25 protein-coding genes are annotated in these 25791 nt (G+C 63.4%); 11 read left to right on the top strand and 14 right to left on the bottom strand.

The genetic code is table 11. The features are described from left to right. Positions 1-3: 3 nt before the first annotated feature. From AC0L2A_RS26320 to AC0L2A_RS26285, 8 genes are all read right to left on the bottom strand, one after another. Positions 4-2988 (bottom strand): 2-oxoglutarate dehydrogenase E1 component, encoded by a 2985-nt coding sequence (locus AC0L2A_RS26320; RefSeq protein WP_473611272.1) that lies wholly within the window; start codon positions 2986-2988, stop codon positions 4-6. Between the two features lie 66 nt (positions 2989-3054). Continuing rightward, entirely contained in the window at positions 3055-3957 is a 903-nt protein-coding gene (gene sucD / locus AC0L2A_RS26315; RefSeq protein WP_473611271.1) for a succinate--CoA ligase subunit alpha, read from the bottom strand. A gap of 54 nt (positions 3958-4011) precedes the next feature. Further along, positions 4012-4383, bottom strand: coding sequence for a cupin domain-containing protein (locus tag AC0L2A_RS26310; protein WP_254017006.1), 372 nt, complete (start codon positions 4381-4383; stop codon positions 4012-4014). A 36-nt stretch (positions 4384-4419) separates the two neighbouring features. Beyond that, positions 4420-4974, bottom strand: a complete 555-nt coding sequence (locus AC0L2A_RS26305; protein ID WP_473611270.1) for a hypothetical protein — start codon at positions 4972-4974, stop codon at positions 4420-4422. Between the two features lie 10 nt (positions 4975-4984). Next, positions 4985-6178, bottom strand: coding sequence for an ADP-forming succinate--CoA ligase subunit beta (gene sucC, locus AC0L2A_RS26300; protein ID WP_473611268.1), 1194 nt, complete (start codon positions 6176-6178; stop codon positions 4985-4987). 47 nt (positions 6179-6225) lie between these two features. Further along, positions 6226-7194, bottom strand: a complete 969-nt coding sequence (gene mdh / locus AC0L2A_RS26295; protein WP_027153710.1) for a malate dehydrogenase — start codon at positions 7192-7194, stop codon at positions 6226-6228. 403 nt (positions 7195-7597) lie between these two features. Then, positions 7598-8794 carry a cell division protein ZapE gene (gene zapE / locus AC0L2A_RS26290; protein ID WP_473611267.1) on the bottom strand — a complete coding sequence of 399 codons (1197 nt, stop codon included), beginning with the start codon at positions 8792-8794 and terminating at the stop codon, positions 7598-7600. A 146-nt stretch (positions 8795-8940) separates the two neighbouring features. Further along, entirely contained in the window at positions 8941-9483 is a 543-nt protein-coding gene (locus AC0L2A_RS26285; RefSeq protein ID WP_473585794.1) for a protease inhibitor Inh/omp19 family protein, read from the bottom strand. Positions 9484-9776: 293 nt separating this feature from the next. Here AC0L2A_RS26285 and AC0L2A_RS26280 point away from each other — a divergent pair, with 293 nt between their 5' ends. The 8 genes from AC0L2A_RS26280 to AC0L2A_RS26245 all read left to right on the top strand — a co-directional run bounded on the left by AC0L2A_RS26280 (position 9777) and on the right by AC0L2A_RS26245 (position 17288). Continuing rightward, positions 9777-10787 carry an MBL fold metallo-hydrolase gene (locus AC0L2A_RS26280; protein ID WP_473585793.1) on the top strand — a complete coding sequence of 337 codons (1011 nt, stop codon included), beginning with the start codon at positions 9777-9779 and terminating at the stop codon, positions 10785-10787. 89 nt (positions 10788-10876) lie between these two features. Then, entirely contained in the window at positions 10877-11038 is a 162-nt protein-coding gene (locus AC0L2A_RS26275) for a DUF1328 family protein (RefSeq protein WP_023803355.1), read from the top strand. A 278-nt stretch (positions 11039-11316) separates the two neighbouring features. Next, complete coding sequence (gene dapF, locus AC0L2A_RS26270) at positions 11317-12201, top strand: diaminopimelate epimerase (protein ID WP_128170464.1); 885 nt, start codon at positions 11317-11319, stop codon at positions 12199-12201. Further along, complete coding sequence (gene mtaB / locus AC0L2A_RS26265) at positions 12201-13520, top strand: tRNA (N(6)-L-threonylcarbamoyladenosine(37)-C(2))-methylthiotransferase MtaB (protein ID WP_473611265.1); 1320 nt, start codon at positions 12201-12203, stop codon at positions 13518-13520. The genes dapF and mtaB overlap by 1 nt, the downstream gene beginning before the upstream one ends. Before the next feature lie 11 nt (positions 13521-13531). After that, positions 13532-15340, top strand: coding sequence for a signal recognition particle-docking protein FtsY (gene ftsY / locus AC0L2A_RS26260; protein WP_473611264.1), 1809 nt, complete (start codon positions 13532-13534; stop codon positions 15338-15340). 62 nt (positions 15341-15402) lie between these two features. Continuing rightward, complete coding sequence (locus AC0L2A_RS26255) at positions 15403-16077, top strand: septation protein A (protein WP_023803351.1); 675 nt, start codon at positions 15403-15405, stop codon at positions 16075-16077. A gap of 16 nt (positions 16078-16093) precedes the next feature. After that, a complete protein-coding gene (locus tag AC0L2A_RS26250) occupies positions 16094-16714 on the top strand; it encodes a pyridoxamine 5'-phosphate oxidase family protein (protein WP_287222707.1) in 621 nt (206 codons plus the stop codon). Between the two features lie 40 nt (positions 16715-16754). Next, positions 16755-17288, top strand: a complete 534-nt coding sequence (locus tag AC0L2A_RS26245; protein ID WP_473611303.1) for an NADPH-dependent FMN reductase — start codon at positions 16755-16757, stop codon at positions 17286-17288. 58 nt (positions 17289-17346) lie between these two features. On the opposite strand, the gene AC0L2A_RS26240 is transcribed toward AC0L2A_RS26245, so the two are convergent. Next, complete coding sequence (locus tag AC0L2A_RS26240; protein ID WP_473611263.1) at positions 17347-18264, bottom strand: SMP-30/gluconolactonase/LRE family protein; 918 nt, start codon at positions 18262-18264, stop codon at positions 17347-17349. A gap of 296 nt (positions 18265-18560) precedes the next feature. Here AC0L2A_RS26240 and AC0L2A_RS26235 point away from each other — a divergent pair, with 296 nt between their 5' ends. Next, a complete protein-coding gene (locus AC0L2A_RS26235; RefSeq protein WP_023803346.1) occupies positions 18561-18728 on the top strand; it encodes a hypothetical protein in 168 nt (55 codons plus the stop codon). Positions 18729-18817: 89 nt separating this feature from the next. Here AC0L2A_RS26235 and AC0L2A_RS26230 read toward each other — a convergent pair whose 3' ends face one another. The 4 genes from AC0L2A_RS26230 to ccmA form a co-directional block, all read right to left on the bottom strand. Then, positions 18818-19396 carry a DsbE family thiol:disulfide interchange protein gene (locus AC0L2A_RS26230; protein ID WP_473611261.1) on the bottom strand — a complete coding sequence of 193 codons (579 nt, stop codon included), beginning with the start codon at positions 19394-19396 and terminating at the stop codon, positions 18818-18820. Beyond that, positions 19393-19560, bottom strand: coding sequence for a heme exporter protein CcmD (ccmD, locus tag AC0L2A_RS26225; RefSeq protein WP_023803344.1), 168 nt, complete (start codon positions 19558-19560; stop codon positions 19393-19395). Before ccmD ends, AC0L2A_RS26230 begins: the two co-directional genes overlap by 4 nt. Positions 19561-19711: 151 nt before the next feature. After that, on the bottom strand, positions 19712-20377 hold the full coding sequence (gene ccmB / locus AC0L2A_RS26220) for a heme exporter protein CcmB (protein ID WP_473611260.1): 666 nt from the start codon (positions 20375-20377) through the stop codon (positions 19712-19714). A 37-nt stretch (positions 20378-20414) separates the two neighbouring features. Then, a complete protein-coding gene (gene ccmA / locus AC0L2A_RS26215; RefSeq protein ID WP_473611259.1) occupies positions 20415-21023 on the bottom strand; it encodes a heme ABC exporter ATP-binding protein CcmA in 609 nt (202 codons plus the stop codon). 285 nt (positions 21024-21308) lie between these two features. Between ccmA and acnA the strand changes: the two genes are divergently transcribed. Then, positions 21309-23999 carry an aconitate hydratase AcnA gene (gene acnA / locus AC0L2A_RS26210; RefSeq protein ID WP_473611258.1) on the top strand — a complete coding sequence of 897 codons (2691 nt, stop codon included), beginning with the start codon at positions 21309-21311 and terminating at the stop codon, positions 23997-23999. Between the two features lie 74 nt (positions 24000-24073). On the opposite strand, the gene AC0L2A_RS26205 is transcribed toward acnA, so the two are convergent. Beyond that, positions 24074-24739, bottom strand: a complete 666-nt coding sequence (locus AC0L2A_RS26205; protein ID WP_473611256.1) for a ceramidase domain-containing protein — start codon at positions 24737-24739, stop codon at positions 24074-24076. Positions 24740-24915: 176 nt separating this feature from the next. On the opposite strand from AC0L2A_RS26205, the gene AC0L2A_RS26200 reads away from it, so the two are divergent. Next, positions 24916-25710: a DUF1223 domain-containing protein gene (locus tag AC0L2A_RS26200; RefSeq protein ID WP_473611255.1), complete on the top strand. Its 795-nt coding sequence runs from the start codon at positions 24916-24918 to the stop codon at positions 25708-25710. Positions 25711-25791: the final 81 nt, after the last annotated feature.

The raw sequence follows: 25791 nt of genomic DNA, 5'->3' as shown, positions 1-25791 counted from the left end.
GTTCTATTCACCGAGCGCGTCTTCGAGCAAGGCGGCAAGCTGGGCGAGATGCTTCGACATCAGCCCGGTCGCCGGCGACGCGGCGGCCGGCCGGCCGGTATAGCGCACCCGCTGGTGCTTGGCGTCGATGTGCGCCAGCACCCATTCCAGATAGGGATCGATGAACGACCAGGCGCCCATGTTCTTGGGCTCCTCCTGGCACCACACCATCTCGGCGTTGCGGAAGCGTGACAGTTCGGTGATCAGCGCCTTGGCCGGGAACGGATAGAGCTGTTCGACGCGCAGCAGATAGATGTCGTTGATGCCGCGCTTCTCGCGCTCCTCGTAGAGGTCGTAATAGACCTTGCCCGAGCAGAGCACGACGCGGCGGATCTTCGAATCCTTGGTGAGCTTGATCGCCTGGCCGGGGAGCTGCTGGGCATCGTCCCACAACAGCCGGTGGAATGCGCTTTCGCCCGACATCTCCGGCAGCGTAGACACCGCCCGCTTGTGGCGCAGCAGCGACTTCGGCGTCATCAGGATCAGCGGCTTGCGGAAATCCCGCTTCAACTGCCGGCGCAGGATGTGGAAGTAGTTGGCCGGCGTCGTGCAATAGGCCACTTGCATGTTGTCTTCGGCGCAAAGCTGCAGGAAGCGCTCGAGCCTGGCCGACGAATGTTCCGGCCCCTGGCCTTCATAGCCATGCGGCAACAGGCAGACGAGGCCCGACATTCTGAGCCACTTGCGCTCGCCCGACGAGATGAACTGGTCGAACACCACCTGGGCGCCGTTGGCGAAATCGCCGAACTGCGCTTCCCAAAGCGTCAGCGCCTTCGGCTCGGCCAGGCTGTAGCCATATTCGAAGCCGAGCACGGCCTCTTCCGACAGCATCGAGTTGATGACCTCGAAACCGGCCTGCGCCGCCGACAGATTGTTGAGCGGGATGTAGCGTGTCTCGTCGCGCTGGTCGTAGAGCACGGAGTGGCGTTGTGAGAACGTGCCGCGCTCCGAATCCTGTCCAGACAGCCGGACCGGATTGCCGTCGAGCAGGATGGCGCCGAAGGCCAGCGCCTCGGCCGTCGACCAGTCGATGCCTTCGCCCGACTCGATCGCTTGGCGGCGGTTCTCGAGAAACCGCATGATCGTCCTGTGCGCCTCGAATTCCTTCGGCACCTCGGTCAGCTTCTTGCCGATTTCCTTCAGCGTCTTGACCGGCACGGCGGTCTTGCCGCGCCGCTGTTCGTCCTGGTTGTCGGCTGTGCGCAGGCCCGACCAGGCGCCATCCAGCCAGTCGGCCTTGTTGGGCTTATAGTGCTGGCCGACCTCGAATTCCTGCTCGAGATGTGCCCGCCAGTCGGCCTTCAGCTTGTCGAATTCGGCCTGGCTGATATGGCCTTCGGCGATTAGCCGGTCGGCATAGATCTGCACCGTCGTCTTATGGTTGCGGATGTTGCGATACATGATCGGCTGGGTGAAGGCCGGTTCGTCGCCCTCATTGTGGCCGAAGCGGCGGTAGCAGAACATGTCGACCACGACAGGCTTGTGGAACCTCATGCGGAATTCGATCGCCACCTTGGTGGCATGGACCACGGCTTCCGGATCGTCGCCATTGACGTGGAAGATCGGCGCCTCGATCATCTTGGCGACATCCGACGGATAGGGCGACGAGCGCGAAAAGCGCGGGTTGGTGGTGAAGCCGATCTGGTTGTTGATGATGAAGTGCAGCGTGCCGGCGACGCGGTGGCCGCGCAAGCCGGACAAGCCGAGGATTTCGGCAATCACGCCCTGGCCGGCAAAGGCGGCGTCGCCATGCAGGAGCAGCGGCAGCACCTTGGCGCGCTCTTCCAGCGGCACGATCTCTTCGCGGCTGCGGCCGAACAGAGAGTCCTGCTTGGCCCGCGCCTTGCCCATCACCACCGGATCGACGATTTCCAGGTGCGATGGATTGGCGGTCAGCGACAGGTGCACCTTGTTGCCGTCGAACTCGCGGTCCGACGAAGCACCGAGATGGTACTTCACATCGCCCGAGCCCTCGACCTCGTCGGGCGCGGCCGAGCCGCCCTTGAACTCGTGGAAGATGGCGCGGTGCGGCTTGGCCATCACCTGGGAGAGCACGTTCAGCCGGCCGCGATGCGCCATGCCGAGCACGATCTCCTTCATGCCGAGCTGGCCGCCGCGCTTGACGATCTGCTCCAGCGCCGGGATCAGCGCCTCGGCGCCGTCGAGGCCGAAGCGCTTGGTGCCCTTGTACTTGACGTCGATGAACTGCTCGAAGCCTTCCGCCTCGACCAGCTTCTGCAGGATCGCCTTCTTGCCGGCGGCGGTGAAGGAGATCTCCTTGTCGGTGCCCTCGATGCGCGCCTGGATCCAGGCCTTCTCCTCGGGATCGGAAATATGCATGAACTCGACGCCGAGCGTCGAGCAATAGGTGCGGGTCAGGATGTCGAGCATCTGCCGGATGGTGCCGAATTCGAGCCCGAGCACATTGTCGAGGAAGATCGGGCGGTCGTAGTCGGCTGATGTGAAGCCGTAGTTTTCCGGCGACAGCTCGTTGTAATCCTCGAGCTTGGCGATGCCGAGCGGGTCGAGATTGGCGTGCAAATGGCCACGCATGCGGTAGGCGCGGATCATCATGATGGCGCGCACGGAATCGCGCGTCGCCTGATGGACGTCGGCGTCGGACAGGGTAACCCCGTTCATCACCGCCTTGTTCTGGACCTTCTTCTCGATGTGCTTCTCGACGATGCCCCAATCGCCGTCGAGCGCCGAGACCAGTTCGCCATTGGCCTGCAGCGGCCACGAGGGCTTGGCCCATGAGGCGCCCTTGGCATTCTTGCGGACATCGCCGGCGTCGTCCTTCAGCGCCGCGAAGAAATCCTGCCATTCGGGGTCGACCGAAGCGGGATCGTCCTCATAGGTGGCGTAGAGCGCGTCGATGTAGTCGGCATTGCCGCCATAGAGGAAAGAGGTAAGCGAAAATTGGTCGTTGGCCTGATCTTGTCTTGCCATTTTTTCCGCGGAGCCTGGCTCCGTCTCCTGTTTTGGAAGGGAGTAGGGCCCTACTCCCTTACTGCCTTAACCTTTTATCGCTTCGACCAGCGTCGTGCCGAGCCGAGCCGGCGACGGCGAAACCTTTATTCCGGCCGATTCCATCGCCGCGATCTTGTCCTCGGCGCCGCCCTTGCCGCCGGAAATCACCGCGCCTGCGTGGCCCATGGTGCGGCCGGCCGGGGCCGTGCGCCCGGCGATGAAACCGGCCATCGGCTTCTTGCGGCCACGCTTGGCTTCGTCCTTGAGGAACTGCGCGGCGTCTTCCTCGGCCGAGCCGCCGATCTCGCCGATCATGATGATCGACTGTGTCTCGTCGTCGGCGAGGAACATCTCCAGCACGTCGATGAACTCCGTGCCTTTGACGGGGTCGCCACCGATGCCGACGGCGGTGGTCTGGCCGAGACCGACATTGGTGGTCTGGAACACTGCCTCATAGGTAAGCGTTCCCGAGCGGGAAACAACGCCGACCGAGCCCTTGCGGAAGATGTTGCCGGGCATGATGCCGATCTTGCATTCGTTGGGGGTCAGGACGCCGGGGCAGTTGGGACCGATCAGCCGCGATGTCGAGCGGTCGAGCCGCGCCTTGACCTTGATCATGTCGATCACCGGGATGCCCTCAGTGATGCAGATGATCAGCGGGATTTCGGCTTCGATCGCTTCCACGATCGCCTCGGCGGCGCCTGCCGGCGGCACATAGACGACAGATGCATTGGCGCCGGTCTTCGCCTTGCCTTCAGCGACGGTGGAAAAGATCGGCAAGCTCTCGCCCGCGGCGCCGGTCCACGTCTCGCCACCCTTCTTGGGGTGGATGCCGCCGACCATTTTTGTCCCGTGATAGGCCAGCGCCTGTTCGGTATGGAACGTGCCGGTCTTGCCGGTCAGGCCCTGCACGAGCACCTTGGTGTTCTTGTCGACGAGAATGGACATGGTGGTCCTTTTTACAAACCGTTGATGGAGGAAGGCTGCGCGGTCATCGTCAGGTCAGAGCCGCTTGAGATCGGCGACGGTGAGGTCGCTCTTGGCATTGCCGGTGTTGAGCGTCGTCGCCGGTTCGAACATCAACACCACCGGCTCCTCGCTCAGCGAGCGCGGCCGGTGCTCGACGGACCGCGGCACGACGATGAACTCGCCGCTGCCAAGCTCCACCGTGCCGTCGCGAAAATCGATGGCGATGCGGCCACGCAGCACCAGGAACGCTTCGTCCTCGTTGTCATGCGCGTGCCAGTCGAAGACATCGCCGAACTTGGCGATCTTGACCTGGGCGTCGTTCACGTCGCCGGCGATATGCGGATCGAAGACCTTTTTGATCTTCTGATCCGCCGCCTCGACGAGGTTTATCTTGTGCGGAGGCACCAGATCAGCCCTTCACGCTTGTGGATGGAGGTAAGGTCATAGAGGATTCCCCACTCGAGGCCGAGGGGTTCCAAAACGGAAAACGCCTGTGAACTTTTCGCCTACCGGCTTGTCGCAGATGGTCCCGATAACAAGGCATGCGGCGCTGCCGTCCCCAGCAGCCTGGCACTCCTTGTTTGCGTAAATCCGGACATAGTTTTGGTCCGCTAGATCGCCAAGAACCTCCTCCTTTGGCACCTCGATCAAAGCCCGCGAGCGAGCGTAGTCATCAAACTCTGCCATTCGAATCGTAGTTCCGAAGATCGCACAGATATCGAGCAAAGACTCATTCCCATTAGATCCGGCCGACTGGAGTATGACAAACGGCGCTAGGAGAGTTCCAGTCGTTCGGTCGAAAGTCTTCCTGCCATAGTCGTCAGAATCGATCGAAAATCCATTCTCCGTCGTCAATTGCTCCGCTTTGGTCAAATCGCCGTTTGATGCGATACAGATGTTTTTATAGAGCACCATTGCATCCGTAATCTCTTCCGCGTGCGCCGGCATGGCGAAGCAGCCGAGTCCAATTGCACACAGAAGTCGGGTCGAGATCATCGACTGCCCTTCAGCCCTTCACCGCCGCCACGATTTTCTTGGCCGCGTCGTCGAGGTCATCGGCCGAGACGACGTTGAGCCCGCTGTCGTTGATGATCTTCTTGCCGAGCTCGGCATTGGTGCCTTCCAGCCGCACCACCAGCGGCACTTGCAGGCCGACTTCCTTGACCGCCGCGATAACGCCCTCGGCAATGATGTCGCACTTCATGATGCCGCCAAAGATGTTGATCAGGATGCCTTTGACCGCCGGATCCTTGGTGATGATCTTGAACGCCGCCGTCACCTTCTCCTTCGACGCACCGCCGCCGACATCGAGGAAGTTGGCGGGCTCGGCGCCATAGAGCTTGATGATATCCATCGTCGCCATGGCAAGGCCGGCGCCATTGACCATGCAGCCGATATTGCCGTCGAGCGCGACATAGGCGAGGTCGTATTTCGACGCCTCGATCTCCTTCTCGTCCTCTTCGGTGATGTCGCGCAGCTCCATCACGTCGGGATGGCGGAACAGCGCGTTGTTGTCGAACGACACTTTTGCATCGAGCACGCGCAACCGGCCATTCTTCATGACGATCAGCGGGTTGACTTCGAGCAGGCTCATGTCCTTCTCGACGAAGGCTTTGTAGAGGATCGGGAACAACGTCTCGCCGTCCTTGGCGGCGTCGCCGTCGAGCTTCAGCGCGCCGTTGAGTTCTTTCAAATCATCCGCCGTTATGCCTTTTTCCGGGTCGATGGCGACGGTGATGATCTTTTCCGGCGTGTCGTGGGCGACCGCCTCGATATCCATGCCGCCCTCGGTCGAAACGACGAAAGCGATGCGGCCGACGGTGCGATCGACCAGCAGCGACAGATAGAGCTCGCGCTCGATGTCGGCGCCGTCCTCGATGTAGAGGCGGTTGACCTGCTTGCCCGCCGGGCCGGTCTGCTTGGTGACCAGCGTGTGGCCAAGCATTTCCTTGGCGTTGGCGACCACTTCGGCCACCGATTTCGCCAGCCTGACGCCGCCCTTGGCGTCGGGGCCAAGCTCCCTGAACTTGCCCTTGCCGCGGCCGCCGGCATGGATCTGGCTTTTCACCACATAGAGCGGGCCGGGCAGTGCCTTGGCGGCGGCTTCCGCCTCGCTTGCCCTAAACACCGGCACGCCTTCGGCCACCGGTGCGCCAAAGCCCTTCAGCAGCGCCTTGCCCTGATATTCATGGATGTTCATGCGCGTTGTCTCCAGATCACTTTACTGGCGGGTCACTTGGCGGCGGATCATTTGGCGGCGAGTTGCGGAGCGATCTTGACGCAAGCCTCGCACAGGCCCTGCACCGCCGCCACCGAATTGTCGAACATCTTCTGCTCGGCCTTGCCGAGCTCGATCTCGATGACGCGCTCGACACCGCCGGCGCCGATCACCACCGGCACGCCGACATAGGTGTTCTTGACACCATACTGGCCGGAGAGATGCGCAGCACAGGGCAGCACGCGCTTCTTGTCCTTGAGATAGGCTTCGGCCATGGCGATCGCCGAGGCGGCCGGTGCGTAGAAGGCCGAGCCGGTCTTGAGCAGGCCGACGATCTCGGCGCCGCCGTCGCGGGTGCGCTGCACGATCTGGTCGAGCTTTTCCTTCGAGGTCCAGCCCATCTTGATGAGGTCGGGCAGCGGGATGCCGGCGACCGTCGAATAGCGGATCATCGGCACCATGGAATCGCCATGGCCGCCGAGCACGAAGGCGGTGACATCCTCGACCGACACCTTGAATTCTTCGGCCAGGAAATAGCGAAAGCGCGAACTGTCGAGCACGCCGGCCATGCCGACGACATGGCTCTTCGGCAGGCCGGAAAACTTCTGCAGCGCCCAGACCATGGCGTCGAGCGGGTTGGTGATGCAGATGACGAAGGCTTTCGGCGCGTATTTCTTGAGACCCGCGCCAACCTGCTCCATGACCTTCAGATTGATGCCGAGAAGGTCGTCGCGGCTCATGCCGGGCTTGCGCGGCACACCGGCGGTGACGATGCAGACGTCGGCACCCTCGATGCCGGCATAATCATTGACGCCGGTCAGCCTGGAATCGAATCCATCGACCGGCGACGACTGCGCGATATCCAGCCCTTTGCCTTGCGGGATGCCCTCGGCGATATCGAACAGCACAACATCGCCGAGGTCCTTGAGGCCGATCATGTGGGCGAGCGTGCCGCCGATCATGCCCGAGCCGATGAGCGCTATCTTGTTGCGTGCCATGTCAGGATGTTTTCCCTTTAGACTGTGACGGCGCCCAAATCCCTTAACGAATTGGATGACGGCGTCGAGGAAGGAGGCCGGAATGCAGCGGGGAAGCCGCAAAGATTTCGCCGCACCCAATAGCCCCGGCGCATAGAATATTCAAACGATTATTTTGGAGTGAGATTTTTCAATCGGTTAGATGAGATGGGATTTACGTAAACGTCAAAGTTCGTAAGCCGACTTGGGAGAATTACGCAATGAAGATGGAAATAAGAAGGCTGTTTCCCGGCGATGACGCGCTTGTGATGCGGGTCGCCGAAGATGTGTTCGATGAACCGGTCAGGCTGGATTATTTCGCCTCATGGCCATTGCCGGCGGGACAGAGAGGGCGCGAAGGATCGCGACCTTCCGGAGACTATCTTCAGGCTCGAGCCTGCTGCGCTTCGGTCAGCGTCGCCTTCTGCCTCTCCATCCAGTCTTCCAGCCATTTGTGGCTCTGCATCTCGATCAGCCGCGACGCGGTGCGCTCGAACTCGAAGACCTCGTTGCCGCGCTTGGCCGTATAAAGCTTCGCTGGCGGCGCGGCGGCGCTCACCACCAGCCGCACACGATGGTCGTAGAGCGTGTCGATCAGCAGGATGAAGCGCTTTGCCTCGTTGCGCATGCCTTCGCCAAGCACCGGCACATGATCGATGAAGACGGTCGAGAAGCGGCCGGCAATCGCCAGGAAATCGCGGGCACCGAGCGGGTTTTCGCAGAGATCGGCAAAGGAAAACCGCGCCGCTTCGCCGGCGGCGCGCGGCACGACGACCTGCCGGCCCTTTACCGTCAGGGCCGCTGCCTGCGTCGGCCTGCCATGCGTCATCACTTCCCAGGCCTCGTCGAGGACAGCATCGGCGGCGGCATCGGCAGGGGTGACATAGACCGGCAGGCGGCTGAGCTTGTCCAGCCGATAGTCCTTGTCGGCATCGAGGGCAATCACCTGCGCATGCCGCTCCAGGATGCCGATGAAGGGCAGGAAAAGCTTGCGGTTCAAGCCGTCGCCGTAGAGATCCTGCGGCGCGACATTGGACGTGGCGACCAGCACGACGCCGTTGGCAAACAGCGCCGAGAACAGCCGCGACAGGATCATCGCGTCGGCGATGTCGGTGACGGAAAACTCGTCGAAGCACAGCACCCAGGCTTCCTCGGCCAACGCGCGGGCCACCGGCGCGATCGGGTCGTCTTCCCTGACGGTGCCCTCTTTACGCGCCTGCCGGTGCTTCTGGATGCGGTCCTGCACATCGGCCATAAAATCGTTGAAATGCACACGGCGCTTGCGCCGGACCGGCACCAGCTCGAAGAACATGTCCATCAGCATGGTCTTGCCGCGGCCGACGCCGCCGTGGATATAGAGGCCCTTGACGGCCTCGCGCGTCTCGCGCTTGCGAGCGAACAGCCAGCCCAGCGCGCTCGATTTGTGCGCCAGCCGTTTTGCCGAAATCTCGTCGATCAGCCGGTCGAGTGCCGCAACGACCCGCTCCTGCGCCCGATCGCGGTCGATCAGGCCTGACACAACCAGATGGTCGTAGCGCTGCCGGACGGTCGCATGGGTCTGAAGGCCGTCGCGCAGATGCATCGATCACGTCGTTCCGGAGCAATTCCAAGAAAAATGTGTAGCGGTTTTCTGTCCGAAATTGCGTAAAAACAAAAGAGAGCAATTCCGGGAAAAGCGTGTCGCGGTTTTCGGCCCGGAATCGCGTAAGAACAATAGGGGCGGGCGGGTCAGCCTCTTGTAAGCGAGATCGGCAGGCCGTTGGAAGTCTGGCCGTCGAATTTCTCTCCGCCCGAGGAATAGAGCCGTGCCAGCGTGCCGCCATTCGCGTCGTACAGCGTCAACTGCTTGCCGGCGACGTTCCAGGATTTGATGCCGTCGATCGGTGCCGGGCAATGCAGCGGTCCAGCCCGATAGCCGGAGCCGAATTTGGTTTGCGGCGTCGCCACCTGGCAGCTCTGGCCGGACACGCTGGCCTTCCACACGCCGGCGACACTGCTTGCGGTAAGATCCGGGGCTCCCGCCGGAGCCGTTCCGTCCGGCGGAAGCGAGGCGACCTGGGGCGTGCCTTGCGGCGCCGTCGGAAATTTCGACGGGTCGGCGGTGCCAGGCGACGCCGGCGGCGGCAGCTGGTTTGCGGTCACCTTGCCGGAGGGCGCGGCTTCCAGCGGCGCCGGCTGCTGGTCCATCGGCGAGAACCGTGACGTTGAACAGCCGCTCGCAAAGAGCGCGGCCAGCGATACGGCCAGCAGACCGGTTTTCGAAAAATTCATTTCAAACCTCCGTCGGATCCGGCCGGGCTGCCGTCCGCACAATATCTCCTTTACCAAGACGGAGAAGGTGGCAAAATTTCAACCCTGTATGGTTAAAATAGCATTTGCGGCGGCACCTGTTGCAACTTTGCCACAAATGCGTGCCGCCCGAAAACCTGCCCTGGGGGTCTGACGCGAGACTGCGCAGCGCTTTGCCAGGACAGGCCTGCCCTTGGCGTCCGGCCGCCAAATGCTTGCGCCAGCCCGCTTCGGTCCTATCTCTGATGAAACCGAACCTTGCCGGAGGCGAAATCTTGGCTGCGAGGAAAAGGGCGGCCAACCGCTACTATAGCGGGCCGCCCAGCGATCATTTCGACGGCACCTTGTTCTTCAATCCCAACGGCAAGTTGCCTGCCCGCTTTTCCGATCTTTTGAAGTGGCAGCTGGGCGGCGAACGCTCGAAATGGCCGTCGGCGAATCCAAGTCCGTTTCATCAGGCGACACCGGCCAAACGGATCGACGGCTCCGAACTGAGGCTGACCATGGTCGGCCATTCGACGCTGCTCATCCAGACAGCCGGCCTGAACATCCTCACCGACCCGGTCTGGTCGCGGCGCGCCTCGCCGCTCCCCTTTGCCGGGCCGAAACGGGTCAATCCGCCGGGCATCGCCTTCTCCAACCTGCCGCCGATCGACCTCGTGCTGGTCAGCCACAACCACTACGATCATCTCGACCTCGCCACGCTGAAGCGGCTGAAGACAAAGCACGACCCGCTGGTGCTGACGCCGCTCGGCAACGACGCCATCATCGACCCCGGCGTTCCCGGGATGCGGCTTTCCGTGCATGACTGGGGCGAGCGGGTCGAGATCGGCAACGACGTCGCTGTCCATGTCGAGCCGGTGCACCATTGGTCGGCACGCGGCACCCGCGACCGGCGCATGGCGCTGTGGGCGGGCTTTGTGGTCGAGACGCCGGGCGGAAAAGTCTATTTCGCCGGCGACACCGGTTTCCACGATGGCATTAACTACCGGCTGATGGCCGCAAGGCACGGCGGCTTCCGCCTCGCCATCCTGCCGATCGGCGCCTACGAGCCGCGCTGGTTCATGGCGCCACACCACCAGAACCCGGAGGAGGCGGTGCGAGGCATGCTGTTGTGCGACGCCGCCTATGCCGCCGGCTGCCATTGGGGCACGTTCCGGCTCACCAACGAGCCGATCGACGAGCCGGCAAGAAAGCTTGGCGAGGCCCTCGACGATCAAGGTGTCCCGCAAGAACGCTTTCGCGCCCTGCGTCCCGGCGAAGTCTGGGACGTGCCGGCGCTCTAGGCTGGCGACCCCAGAGGCCCCCGGGGGAACCCGGGACGTCGTAAACGCGTTGGTGGTGGTCCACAACCGTCGGCTGCGAGGGATTTCCCATGATCAAATGGATTGTCATTCTTCTGATAATCGCGGCCGCGGCCAGCCTGCTCGGCATGCCGGCATTGGCCGGAGCCGCCGCCACCGGCGCCCGCATTCTCATCGGCATCGTGCTGATCATCTTCCTGCTGGTCATGCTTGGCGTCTTGGCGGTGGCGTAATGCATGTCGCGCAAAAGTGCGTAGCGGTATTGCGATAACGACATGGATAAAACAAGAACCTAAAGCGCGTTGCATGAATCGGCTCAAACGCGACGCGCTTTAGCCGCATCCGCCCGAAAATCGGAATCGATTTTCAGGGAGCACGATGCGCAGGTTTAAAAATGTCAGAGCGTACTTTGTGCGTCCAAGGCGACGCACGTCGCGCTGGCGTCTCGCACTGGTAATTCCGGCCGCTATCCGCCATATAGGCGCCAAACCGGCATGAGACCTTTCGATCCATGGCAAGCACTGCCCCCTTCGCCAAGATGAACGGCATCGGCAACGAAATCATCGTTGCCGACATGCGTGGTCGCGCCGACCGGGTGGCGCCGGCTGCCGCCCTTGCGCTCAATGCCGATGCCGCGACGAAGTTCGATCAGATCATGGCGATCCACGACGCCAGAACGCCGGGCACTGCCTTTTTCATCGACATCCTGAATTCCGACGGAACCGGCGCGCAGGCCTGCGGCAACGGCATGCGCTGCGTGGTGCAGGCGCTTGCCGCCGAGACCGGCCAGAAGACATTCGCCTTCGAGACCGTCGCCGGCATCCTCAACGCTGAAGAACATGCCGACGGGCTGATCTCGGTCGACATGGGCAAGCCGCATTTCGGCTGGCAGGATATTCCGCTCGCCGAGGAATTCCGCGATACCCGCATGATCGAGCTGCAGGTCGGCCCGATCGACGCGCCGGTGCTGCACTCGCCCTCGGTCGTGTCGATGGGCAATCCGCACGCCATCTTCTGGGTCGATCGCGACGTCTGGTCCTATGAGCTCGACCGCTTCGGTCCGCTGCTCGAAAACCACCCGATCTTCCCCGAACGCGCCAACATCACCATCGCGCGGGTGACCTCGACCGAGACGATGGTCATCCGCACCTGGGAGCGCGGCGCCGGCCTGACCAAGGCCTGCGGCACAGCGGCCTGTGCCGCCGCCGTCGCTGCCGCGCGCACCAGGCGGACCGGACGCAGCGTCTCCCTGGTGACGCCCGGAGGTGGCTCCTTGCATGTCGAGTGGCGCGGCGACGATCACGTCATCCTCACCGGCGCCGCCGAATGGGAATTTTCCGGGAGCTTCGACCCGGCGACCGGCGTGTGGGCCCGCGACACCGAAAGCGCCGCCTGATGGCCGCGCTTGCCAAGAAGGGTCCCGCTCTTCCCAAAAGTGTTGACGTCGTCACCTTCGGCTGCCGGCTGAACACCTACGAATCCGAGGTGATGCGGCGAGAGGCGGAAAGCGCCGGCCTTGGCGCGCTGGAAGGCGGCGCCATCATCTTCAACACCTGCGCCGTCACCGGCGAGGCGGTCCGCCAGGCAAAACAGTCGATCCGCAAGGCCCGCCGCGAGAACCCGCAGGCCCGCATCATCGTCACCGGCTGCGCCGCGCAGACCGAGCCGCAGAATTTCGTCGCCATGGACGAGGTCGATCTCGTCCTTGGCAATGAGGAAAAGCTGAAGGCGCAGTCCTATCGCGCGCTACCGGATTTCGGCGTCAACGACACCGAAAAGGCTCGCGTCAACGATATCTTTTCGGTGCGCGAGACGGCCGGCCACATGGTCGACGCCATCGAAGGCCGGGCGCGGGCGTTCGTCCAGGTTCAGAACGGCTGCGACCATCGCTGCACCTTCTGCATCATCCCCTATGGCCGCGGCAATTCGCGCTCGGTTCCGATGGGCGCCGTGGTCGAGCAGGTCAAGCGGCTGAGCGGCAATGGCTATGCCGAGATCGTGCTGACCGGCGTCGACATGACCAGTTTCGGCGCCGACCTGCCGGGCAGCCCGAAGCTCGGCAAATTGGTCAAGACAATCCTGAAGCAGGTGCCTGACGTGAAACGCCTGCGCCTTTCCTCGATCGATTCGATCGAGGCTGACGACGATCTGCTCGACGCCATCGCCACCGAGCCCCGGCTGATGCCGCATCTGCATCTGTCGCTGCAGTCCGGTGACGACATGATCCTGAAACGGATGAAGCGCCGGCACAACCGGGATCAGTCGATCCGTTTTTGCCAGGATTTGCGCAAATTGCGTCCCGGCATCGTCTTCGGCGCCGACATCATCGCCGGCTTCCCGACCGAGACGGACGCCATGTTCGAAAAATCGCTGGAGATCGTCGAGGAATGCGGCCTGACGCATCTCCACGTCTTTCCGTTTTCGCCGCGCGAAGGCACCCCCGCCGCGCGCATGCCGCAGCTTCGCCGCGAACTGGTCAAGCAGCGTGCGGCACGGCTGCGCGCCGCCGGTGACACCGCCTATCGCAGCCACCTTTCCTCGCTCGCCGGAACACGCCAGTCGATCCTGGTCGAGCGCGACGGGCTCGGCCGCACCGAAGGGTTCACGCTCGCTGCGGTCTCCGCCGGCGCGCCGGGCGAAATCGTTGACGCCGCTATCGCCGGCGATGACGGTGTCAGACTGATCGCGGCGCCGCCTGCCGCCCGCGCCGCCTGAGACGCAAGAACATGGCTGGTTTTCTCAAGAAGATATTTTCGTTCGGCAAGAAGGAAGTGGTCGAGGAGCGGATCGACGAGACCGCACCGCTGCCGCCGATCAAATGGGATGCGCTCGAGGCGCTGAAACCGGCGGCCGAGCAAGCCGTTCCGGAATTTTTGAAACGCGAAGAGCCTTGGCCCGAAGCGGAAGCCGTCCCGGCGGTCGAGCCGGAAGCACCGCCCGCGCCGCAACCGGCGCCTGTTGAAGAGGCCGAGCCCGCCCCGATCATTCCCCCCGCGCCGGACGTCCAGCCGGAGCCTGGTCCGGTCGAGGAGTTGCAGCCGCCTGCCGAGGAGCCGGCGCCAGAGGAGATTCCGGCGGCTCCCGAACCAGAGCTGACGCAGCCAGAAATCGTGCAGACTGAGCCTCAGGCATCAGAGGTTGGCGCTGCCCCTCATCCGCCTGCCGGCACCTTCTCCCCGTATAGTGACGGGGAGAAGGGGGCGGATCGTTTCGCCGAGCTTCCTTTTGCAAGCGGCAAAGAAGAAGCGCCTGCGCTGACGCCCCCCTCTCCCCGTCCCTTGCGGGGAGAGGGTAAGGGTGAGGGGCAGCGCGGACCTGCGCAAGATGCCGCACCGCCAGCCGGGGCCCCCTTAACTGCGCCCGAGCCTGAGGCGCCGGCGGCCGAGATCCCGCCCCCCATTCGCCAGCCGGCGCCAGTCGAGGCAAAGCCGGTCCTTGCGGAGATTGCGCCCGAACCTGAAGCCATTCCAGCGCCCCACCCTCCCCTCGATGGGGAGGTAAAGCGCGAGCCCGTTCCGCAACCGCCACCGGAGCCAAAGCCGGCTCCCGGCAAGGTCACCGTCACCAAGAAGGTCGAGCAGAGAGCCGAACCGCAGAAGGGGCCGGAACCGGCGCCGAAACGCTCGTGGTTCCAGCGCATGAAGGAGGGGCTCGCCCGCTCTTCCCGGGAACTGTCAGGCAACATCGCCGGCGTCTTCACCAAGCGCAAGCTCGACGAGGACACGCTGCAGGATCTGGAGGACGTGCTGATCCGCGCCGATCTCGGCATGGAGACGGCTTTGCGCATCACCGATTCGCTGGCTGCCAGCCGCTACGGCAAGGACGTCTCCGAGACGGAAGTGCGCGCCATCATGGCGGCCGAGGTGGAGAAGGTGCTGACCCATGTCGCCTTGCCGCTGGAGCTCGACCTCAGCCACAAGCCGCATGTCATCCTTGTCGTCGGCGTCAACGGCACCGGCAAGACCACGACCATCGGCAAGCTGGCGGCAAAGCTGACCGACGGCGGACTGTCGGTGATGCTCGCCGCCGGCGACACGTTCCGTGCCGCCGCGATCGAGCAATTGAAGATCTGGGGCGAGCGCACCAGGTCGCCGGTCATCGCCTCGAAGCTTGGCGCCGACGCCGCCGGCCTCGCCTATGATGCCTTCGAACAGGCCAGGCAAGCCGGCTCCGATGTGCTGATCATCGACACCGCCGGGCGGCTGCAGAACAAGACCGAGCTGATGGCGGAACTCGAAAAGATCGTCCGGGTGCTGGGCAAGCTCGATCCGGAGGCGCCGCACACCGTGCTGCAGACGGTCGACGCCACCACCGGCCAGAACGCGCTCAACCAGGTCGAGATCTTCCGCAATGTCGCCGGCGTCAACGGCCTGGTGATGACCAAGCTGGACGGCACGGCACGCGGCGGTATTCTGGTGGCGATTGCGGCAAAGCACAAATTGCCGGTTTATTTCATCGGCGTCGGCGAACAGGTCGACGACCTCGAACCATTCTCCGCAAGCGAGTTCGCCAGGGCGATCGCTGGAGTGGCATAACAAGCTTGATCCCAAGAAGTTGCAGGCTTTTTGGACAGGATCATGCGCAAGAAGGAAAGCCTATGAACCCGCGCATCCTCGAACGCGACCCGTCCGACCCGCAGAAACAGAAGAAGGAAGGCGTCAATCCGCTGCTCAAGCTGGTGTTGGAGCTCGGCCCGTTGATGGTGTTCTTCTTCGCCAACGCCCGTGGCGCGTGGCTGTCGCAGAAATTTCCGGTGCTGGCCGAATTCGGCGGACCGATCTTCGTCGCCACCGGCCTGTTCATGGCCGCGACCGCGATCGCGCTGGCCGCGTCCTGGCTGCTCACCCGCACCTTGCCGATCATGCCGATGGTGTCGGGCGTCGTCGTCTTCGTCTTCGGCGCGCTGACGCTCTACCTGCAGGACGACATCTTCATCAAGATGAAGCCGACAATCGTCAACATGCTGTTCGGCGGCGTGCTGCTCGGCGGCCTGTTCTTCGGCAAGTCGCTGCTCGGCTACGTCTTCGATTCGGCCTTCAGCCTCGATGCCGAGGGCTGGAAGAAACTCACTTTCCGCTGGGGCCTGTTTTTCCTGTTCCTGGCCCTTGTCAACGAAGTGGTCTGGCGGAATTTTTCCACCGACGCCTGGGTTACCTTCAAGGTCTGGGGCATCATGCCGATCACCCTTCTTTTCACCTTCAGCCAGATGCCGCTGATCATGCGCCATTCGCTTGAAGGCAAGACCGGAACGGAAGGGAAGCCCGGCAAGTAACGATCAAGGAGACGGCATGGAATTCGTCACCACGCGCGAAGAGCTGAGAACGATCTACAAGACGCCTCGGCCGACCGACGGCTCGATCCGCAAGGAACTGAAGGCGCTGGATGGCCACAGCCGTTCCTTCATCGGCAAAAGCCCCTTCGTGCTGATCGGCTCCTCGGACGGCGCCGGCAATGCCGATGTGACGCCGAAGGGCGACAGGCCGGGCTTTGCCGCCGTGCTCGACGAGAAGACCATCGCCATCCCCGACCGGCCCGGCAACAACCGGCTCGACACGCTGGAGAACATTCTTCTCAACCCTTCGGTCGGGCTGCTCTTCCTCATCCCGGGCATGAACGAGACGCTGCGCGTCAACGGCGACGCCCGCATCACCGTCGATGCGGCTTTGCGCGAGCGGCTCGCCGTCGACGGCAAGGAACCGCAAAGCGTCGTCCTGGTGACGGTCAAGGCCGCCTACATGCATTGCGCCAAGGCCTTCATGCGCTCCGATCTGTGGAAGCCGGAAACCTGGTACGACCGCGCGACGCTGCCGACGCTCGGCCAGATCCTGCGCGACCAGCTGGCGCTTGCCGATTCGGCCGAGGCGACCGACCGCTGGCTGGACGAAGAATACAAACACACCATGTGGTAGTGTGCCCGACCACGAATCGCCCAAGCTGATCTCCATTCCTTTGCTCAACATCCTTGCAATCTCTGGCAGCCTGCGCGCCGCCTCAACCAATTCGGCGTTGAGCGCGGGTTTGGCGCAAAATGCGCCGACTGGCTGCCGCGTCATCGTCTATGACGGGCTTGGCCGGCTGCCGATTTTCAATCCGGATGACGAAGGCGAGCGGACGCCAGCGCAAGCATCCGCGCTGATCGACGCGGTCACCGCCGCTGACGGTGTGATCGTCTCCTGCCCTGAATATGCCCATGGCGTGCCGGGCGGGCTGAAGAACGCGCTCGACTGGCTGGTGTCGCGCGACGCCGCTGTCGCCAAGCCGGCCATGCTGGTGCACGCCTCGCCGCGCTCGCTGTTTGCCCGCGCGGCTCTGGCCGAGATCATGCGCACCATGTCTTTCGCGCTTTTTGAAGACACCGCGCTCGAAATCGCCCTGCTCGGCAAGAGGCCACCGGAGGTGGACAAAATCCTGTCGGAGCCGGCAAGCCAATTGGCAATGCACAACGCCATTTCGGAATTCGCCGATTTCATCCGGTCGCGTTAAGCGGCGGCCGCTGTGCTTTCTTGTCCCGGAGCGGAGCGACCGCGATCCCCACGGCCGCTCAAAATGTCTTTGCGCCGTTGACCATCAGCCGGACCATGTAGAGCGAGGTCGTGCCGGCGATGTAGAGGCAGTTCAGCTTGTTGCCGCCAAACACGCAATTGGCGACGACTTCCGGCACCTTGATCTTGCCGATCAGCGTCCCGTCCGGATCGTAGCAATGGATGCCGTCGGCGGCACTGGTCCAGATCCGGCCTTGGTCATCGAGCCTGAAACCATCGAACAGGCCGGCCGTGCAATCGGCGAAGACCTTTCCGCCTGAGACCTTCTTGCCGGCCCCGTCGACATCGAACACCCGCATATGCGCCGGATTCTTCGCGCCATGCGTGCGGCCGGTATCGACGACATAGAGCTTGCTCTCGTCGAGCGAGAAGGCAAGCCCGTTGGGCCTGACCATGTCGGTGATCACCGCTTCGATCTCGCCGGTGCCGGGGTCGGCCCGGTAGACATGGCAGGCGCCGATCTCGCTCTCGGCCTTGTCGCCCTCATAATCCGTATCGATGCCGTAGGTCGGGTCGGTGAACCAGATCGAACCGTCGGACTTGACCGCCGCATCGTTGGGCGAGTTCAGCCGCTTGCCGCGCCATTTGTCGGCGATGGTGGTGATCGAGCCGTCATGCTCGGTGCGGCTGACGCGGCGGCCCGAATGCTCGCAAGTGACCAGCCGGCCCTGCCGGTCGACGGTGTTGCCGTTGGAATTGCCCGACGGCTGCCGGAACACGCTGACGCTGCCGTCGGTCTCGTCGTAGCGCAGCATGCGATTGTTGGGGATGTCGGACCAGACCACATAACGGCCGGCCGCAAACCAGGCCGGTCCTTCGGCCCACCGGCATCCGGTGAACAGCTTGTCCACCTGCGCATTGCCGTTGAACAGCCGCGCAAAGCGTGGATCGAGAATTTCGTAGTCTTCGGCGGCCATGGTTTTCTCCCGGGTCATGCAAATCGTTGGTGCCGGCGCGATCAAGCCAGCCGGCGATCGATATGGCAAGATCGTTGATACCGGTCTCACCGCATCTTGACGGAGACGGGCAACGCCGCCCTTGCACAGATGGCAAAACCCAAATGACGGCCAATGCGCCGTTAACCGGCTATGCGCCCAGCGCAATGGTGCATTGCAACATCTTCTTTTTGCGATGCACCATAACTATGTCATGCTGCGTATCGATCAGGGAGGAACAACCTGCCGCGACAATGCGGCACAGAAGGAACCTCGCTATGATTCTCGACAGCCTCATGAGCCGCGCTCGCACCAGCATCGCCAAGCGCCGGCAATACAACCGCCTCATCGCCGAAATCGACTCGTTTTCCAGCCGCGATCTGGCTGACATGCGCGCCGACCGCAGCGAAATGCTCTACCAGGTCCACAAGCAGGTCTACGGCTAAATCTTCGGTCGACCTATCACGTTCGTAATCCTTGGGTGTAACGACGCAAAGCGGAGTGAAGACCCAAGGATGACGAAACGGCGGGGCCATCAGCCGGGTGCTGCCAGCGCCTTCTCGATCTCCGGCAGCAGCAGCGCTTGTGCTGAGCCCGGCGTCAGCGGGCCGACGTGCTTGTAGGCGATCTTGCCGTCCTTGCCGACGACGAAGGTTTCCGGCACGCCGTAGACCCCCCAGTCGATCGCCGCGCGCCCTGCCGTGTCGACGCCGATCGCCTGGAACGGGTTGCCGAGATCGCCGAGGAACCGGCGGGCGTTTTCCGGCTGGTCCTTGTAGTTGAGGGCGGCGATGACGAAGCGCTTGTCCTGCGACAGCGCCAGCAGCAGCGGATGTTCGTCGCGGCACGGCCCGCACCACGACGCGAAGACGTTGACGAGCGTGACCTTGCCGGCGAACTGCCTGGAATCGAGCCCCGGCAAATTCATGCCCTCCAGCGCCGGCAGATTGGTCTGCGGCGCCGGCAGGCCGATCAGCGCCGATGGCACTTCCGACGTGTCGCGGCCGGACAGCAGCTGCGCCAGGAACAGCCCCGCCAGCCCGAGGAAAATCAGCAGCGGCAACAGCACGATCAGGCGGCGTGAGCGCGCCGGCGTTTCCGTCTCCATGCTCATGATTTCCCCGCCTTGTCGGAGCGCCGCCGCACGCCGGACGCTTCCAGCTCGGCGAGGTCTCGTCTGCGTGCACGCTGGTCGAGCAGGATCCAGCCGATCAGCCCGGCCAGCACCACGGCCGTGATGGCATAGGCAGCGGTCACATAGAGCGCATGCGCGCTCATAGGGGTCGCTCCTCCGGTGCAAAACCTTTCAGCCGGACCATTTCGCTTCGTTCCAACATGCCTTCCTTTAACCCTGCGCCATCGGCTTCGCAATCGACAGCAGCGCCGCAAGCCTTTGACGCCCTGTAATCACCAACGATGGCCGGCCAAATCAGTCGGTTCCATGGCGCAGCGCCAACGCTGCCGCAACCGGCCCCAGCACGGCAAGAAACAAGGTCAGCGCGGCAAGAATGAGGAAAGGCTGCAGAAACGGATCAGGGTTCGCCACCGCGCCATAGCTTGCCGAGACGCCGAAGATCAGCACCGGGATGGTCAGCGGCAGCACCAGCACCGAGATCAGCAGCCCGCCGCGCGGCAGTGCTACCGCTACCGCCGCACCGGCCGCGCCGATGAAGGTGATCGCCGGCGTGCCGACCAGAAGGGTCAGCGCCGTGGCGCCGATGCCGATCGGCTCCATGTTCATGAACAGGCCGAGCAAGGGTGCGGCGATGACCAGCGGCAGCACGCTTCCTGCCCAATGCGCCAGGCATTTCGTCAGCACGGTCAGCGCCAGCATCTGCCGGTCGTCGCCGAGCACCAGCAGATCGAGCGAGCCGTCTTCCCGGTCGGCCTGGAACAATCGATCGAGACCGAGCAGGCAAGCCAGCAAGGCGCCGATCCACAGGATCGCCGGGCCGATGCGGGCAAGCAGATTGAGGTCTGGCCCGACGCCGAAGGGGATCGTGGCGATCACCGCGAGAAAGAAGATCACGCCGGTCAGCGCCCCGCCGCCGGCCCGGATACTCAGGCGAATGTCGCGCAGGAAGAGGACTAGCATGGTTTTAGATGCCCTTGCCCAGGCGGGAACGCCGACATTACCGAGTTTCCCCCATCCTCAATTCCTGTGCCCCCTCCAACCCCAGTGGCAGATGCGTCGCCGCAATAATGATTCCGCCCTCGTCCAGATGCTCCCGCATCAGCCGGCCGAATCGCTCTTCCGAAGCCTTGTCCAGCCCGGCCGTCGGCTCGTCGAGCAGCCACAGCGGCCGCCGGCTGACCATCAGTTTTGCGATCGCCGCGCGGCGGCGTTGCCCGGTGGAGAGATAGCCGAACGGCAGATGGCAGATACCGTCAAGCCCGACCATTGCCAGCGCCTCTTCGGCGCTCAAGAAATCCGCGCCCGAAAAATCGCGCCAGAAGCGCAGATTTTCCGCCACGCTCAGCGCCGTCTTCATCGCATTCTGGTGGCCGAGATAGTGGCAGGCCGAGGCGACCGACGGAAAATCCTCACCGCCACCTTCGACAAGCAAACGGCCTGCCGCCACCGGCAGCAGCCCGGCAACGACCCTGAGCAGTGTCGATTTTCCCGCGCCGTTCGGCCCGGTGACGATCAGCGCCTGGCCTTTGCCAAGGGCAAAGTCGAGGCCGGAAAAAACCGCCTCGCCGCCGCGTTCGCCGCCCAGATTTTCGGCGATCAGCCGCATTCCATGCCCGTCCCGAAAACATCGCTTCACGGCAGCTGCCGCATCGCACAAAATAGCCGTTCGACTGTCTAGAACTATTCCAGGAAATTCTCTATATGCGGGGCATCCGTGCCAGCGGTCGGCACGGGAAGCGAATTAGCGCCGAACCAGCGCACGCGCCGCCTTGAACGGCTCGGGTTGGCTGGGAACGGACAGCGGAAATGGCCGTACCCGCACCTTTGCGCGTGATTGCATGCCATCGGCGTCCGTTCCCTTTCAGGCTGAACAGACAAGGACGGATCGCACGTGTCAAAATCCCTCGATAGTTTCAATTGCCGCCGCACGCTGACCGCGGGCGGCTCCGACTATGTTTATTACGACCTCGTCGAGGCCGAGAAGAACGGCCTCACCGGCATCGCCCAGTTGCCCTATTCGATGAAGGTGCTGCTGGAGAACCTGCTGCGCAACGAGGACGGCCGTTCCGTCACCAAGGAGAGCATCCAGGCGGTTGCCGGCTGGCTGACCGACAGGGGCACCGCCGGGGTCGAGATCGCCTATCGCCCGGCCCGCGTGCTGATGCAGGATTTCACCGGCGTTCCGGCCGTGGTCGACCTGGCCGCCATGCGCGATGCCATGGCCTCGCTCGGCGGCGACCCGCAAAAGATCAATCCGCTGGTGCCGGTCGACCTGGTCATCGACCACTCGGTCATCGTCGATGAGTTCGGCACGCCGCTGGCTTTCGCCAGGAATGTCGAGCTTGAATACGAGCGCAACGAGGAACGCTACAAATTCCTGAAATGGGGCCAGCAGGCCTTCCGCAACTTCCGCGTCGTGCCGCCCGGCACCGGCATCTGCCACCAGGTCAATCTCGAATATCTCGGCCAGGTCGTGTGGACCAACACTGAAGGCGGCGAAACCACCGCCTATCCCGACACCTGCGTCGGCACCGATTCGCACACCACCATGATCAACGGCCTTGGCGTGCTCGGCTGGGGCGTCGGCGGCATCGAGGCCGAGGCCGCGATGCTTGGCCAGCCCGTCTCCATGCTGTTGCCCGAAGTCATCGGCTTCCGGCTCACCGGCAGGCTCAGGGAAGGCGTCACCGCCACCGATCTCGTGCTCACCGTCACCCAGATGCTGCGCAAGAAGGGCGTCGTCGGCAAGTTCGTCGAATTCTTCGGTCCGGGTCTGTCCAACATGACGCTGGCCGACCGCGCCACCATCGGCAACATGGCGCCCGAATATGGCGCGACCTGCGGCTTCTTTCCGGTCGATGGCGAAACCATCCGCTATCTCACCATGTCCGGCCGCGAGGAAAACCGCATCGCGCTGGTCGAGGCATACGCCAAGGCGCAAGGCATGTGGCGCGATACCGGGTCGGCCGATCCGGTCTTCACCGACCTGCTCGAGCTCGATCTCGGCAGTGTCGTGCCGTCGATGGCCGGCCCCAAGCGTCCAGAGGGCCGGGTCGCGCTTGAAGGCATTCCGGCCGGCTTTGTCAAGGCGATGGAAACCGAATACAAGAAGGCGGTCGAAATCAACAGGCGCTATGCCGTCGAGGGCACCGACTACGACCTTGGCCATGGCGACGTCGTCATTGCCGCCATCACCTCCTGCACCAACACGTCGAACCCGAGCGTGCTGATCGGCGCCGGGTTGCTGGCACGCAACGCCAACCGGCTCGGGCTCAAGCAGAAGCCGTGGGTCAAGACATCGCTGGCGCCGGGCAGCCAGGTCGTCGCCGAATATCTGGAGAAATCCGGCCTGCAGAAGGAACTGGACCAGATCGGCTTCAATCTGGTCGGCTTCGGCTGCACCACCTGCATCGGCAATTCCGGCCCGTTGCCGGCGCCGATCTCCAGAACCATCAACGACAAGGGCTTGATTGCTGCCGCGGTGCTTTCCGGCAACCGCAATTTCGAAGGCCGCGTCTCGCCCGACGTGCAGGCGAACTACCTCGCTTCGCCGCCGCTGGTCGTCGCCCACGCACTGGCCGGGACCGTGACCAAGGATCTGACCACCGAACCGCTCGGCGAGGACCGCGACGGCAACCCGGTCTACCTCAGGGACATCTGGCCGAGCTCGGTCGAGATCCAGGAGTTCATCGAGAGGAACGTGACGCGCGAACTGTTCGCCCGCAAATATGCCGACGTCTTCAAGGGCGACGAATACTGGCAGAACGTCAAGGTGCCGGAAGGCCAGACCTATGCCTGGGACAACAATTCGACCTATGTGCAGAACCCGCCCTACTTCGCCGGCATGACATCGGGCTTCGGCACGATCGGCGACATCAAGGGCGCCCGCGTGCTCGGGCTGTTCGGCGACAAAATCACCACCGACCACATCTCTCCGGCCGGCTCGATCAAGGCGGCCTCGCCGGCCGGCAAGTATCTTACCGACCATGGCGTCGGCGTCGCCGACTTCAACCAGTACGGCACGCGGCGCGGCAATCACGAGGTGATGATGCGCGGCACCTTCGCCAACATCCGCATCCGCAACCACATGCTGGGTGAGAACGGCCGCGAGGGCGGCTACACGATCCACTATCCGTCGAAGGAAGAGAAATCGATCTACGACGCCGCCATGGAGTACAAGAAGGAAGGCGTGCCGCTGGTCATCTTCGCCGGTGTCGAATACGGCAACGGCTCGTCGCGCGACTGGGCGGCCAAAGGCACCAACCTGTTGGGCGTTCGCGCCGTCATCGCTCAGTCCTTCGAGCGCATCCACCGCTCGAACCTGGTCGGCATGGGGGTCATCCCCTTCGTCTTCGAGGAAGGCACCTCATGGGCCTCGCTCAACCTCAAGGGCGACGAACTGGTCGAAATCGACGGACTGAGCGCCATCAAGCCGCGTCAGAAGATGATCGCGAAGATCACTTATGGCGACGGCACGGTGAAGAACATTCCGATCATCTGCCGCATCGATACGCTGGACGAGCTCGACTACTTCAAGAACGGCGGCATCCTGCAATATGTACTGCGCGATCTGGCAGCATAAGGTGAGGGAATAGGGAGTAGGGCAGTAGGGGCAGGAAACACCTCCCCTACTGCCTACTGCCTACTGCCTACTGCCTACTGCCCTCCCTTCCCGAACCTCGCCGCCGCCGCCAGCAGCACGCCGAGCATCAGCCCGTTGAGGATGTGCCACAGGAAATGCGTGCCGAGCGGGAAGCTGCCGCAGACCAGCGGATCGATCGTCCTGAAGATGACCGACACGACGAAGATCGCCGAGCCCGCCAGATTGTACCAGCCGGCGCGGTTGCCGCTCGCCGCCACCCAGGCGCCGAAGAAGGCGAGCGCCAGGAAGGGCGGCAGGTAGCCGGTCGTGCCGTTCGATGCCTGGCGCAGCCAGTCCGGCACGGCAAAGGTCAACAACCCGGTGACGGCATAGAAGGCGAAGAAGATGGCGATCGCCTTGCCCCATTTCATGCCGAGGAAACGGCGCAGGTTGAACAGCGTGTACGCCAGCGTGAACCCGGCGATCGGCAGCAGGTCGGCCCAGACCGTGGCATGGTTGGCAAAGGTGTGGAACAGCGCCGAGCCGATGCCGATCGCCACCACCCACCAGGCCAGCATTTCGGCGAAGATGCCTGTGCCGCGCCGGCGCACCTCCCGGACACCCCACAGCCCGGCGACAAGAAAAGCCATATTGGTCAGTGCGTTGACCGGTTCGGCCCAGAACTGTGGCCCGACCCGCTCGCAGTACAGGTCGACCGGCGTCAGGAGAGTTTGCCACATGCTGATTGTCGCCCGAATCGGTATCCCTGAAGTGTAGCCCGTCCTGGAGCGCCCTTGCAGTTGGCTGCAGCGGTAAAAGTTTCACCGCAACGTGACTTCCCGTTGACTGCCGCTTCTGCCACATATTTCGCCAACCAGAACAAAGCCGGCCATCACCGGCGGGAGTCGAAACGGCCATGACACCTCGAAAACCATTGCGGCTTGCGGTATTTGCGCTGGCCCTCTCGGTGCTTGCTGGCGCTGGACTTGCCGCCAATGCGCTTGCCGGCGAGGCCGACCGCTCCCAGACAGATAAATCCCTGGTCGGCCAGCCCTTGGGCGTGGTCGAGCTCTTCACCAGCCAGGGCTGCAGTTCCTGCCTGCCGGCCGATGCGTTTTTCGCCGAGCTTGCCGCCAAGGAGAACATCGTCGCGCTCGCCTATCATGTCGACTACTGGGATTATCTCGGTTGGAAGGACACGCTGAGCCGCAAGGAGAACACCGAGCGGCAGTATGAGTATATGCGTGCCTTTGGCAGCCGCTCGGTCTATACGCCGCAGGCCGTCATCAATGGCCGCAGCCATGTCAACGGCGCCCGCCGCGAGGAAGTCGACGGCGCGCTCGCCCGCATGGAAACGTCCGGCGAAGGCATGCAGGTCCCGATCGACGTCAGCCGGACCAGCGACCGCGTCATCATCGACGCCGGCGATGCCGGGAGCGGCCCCAGCGATGCCCATGTCGTCATCGTCTATTTCGACCCGCCGCAGACGATCAAGATCGGCAAGGGCGAGAACACCGGCCGCAGCATGACCTATTGGAACGCCGTCTCCGGCATCCAGACCGCCGGCATGTGGCACGGCAAGGCGCAGCGCTACGAACTGCCGATGAGCGTGATTACCAAGAAAGGCGGCTGCGCCGTGCTGCTGCAATCGGTGGGCAAGGACGGCATGCCGGGTCCCATCCTGGGCGCCGCCCTGATCCACAAGCCCTGAACTCCCTCCCCTTCTCCCACCAGGGTGTTTGGACCGGAGACATCGCGAACAGGTGTGCGAGGACATCGCGAACAGTTTTGC

Source organism: Mesorhizobium sp. WSM4844 (assembly GCF_055811775.1).
Note: the sequence above shows the minus strand (reverse complement) of the source record. Positions and strands in the feature narration are given on the sequence as shown.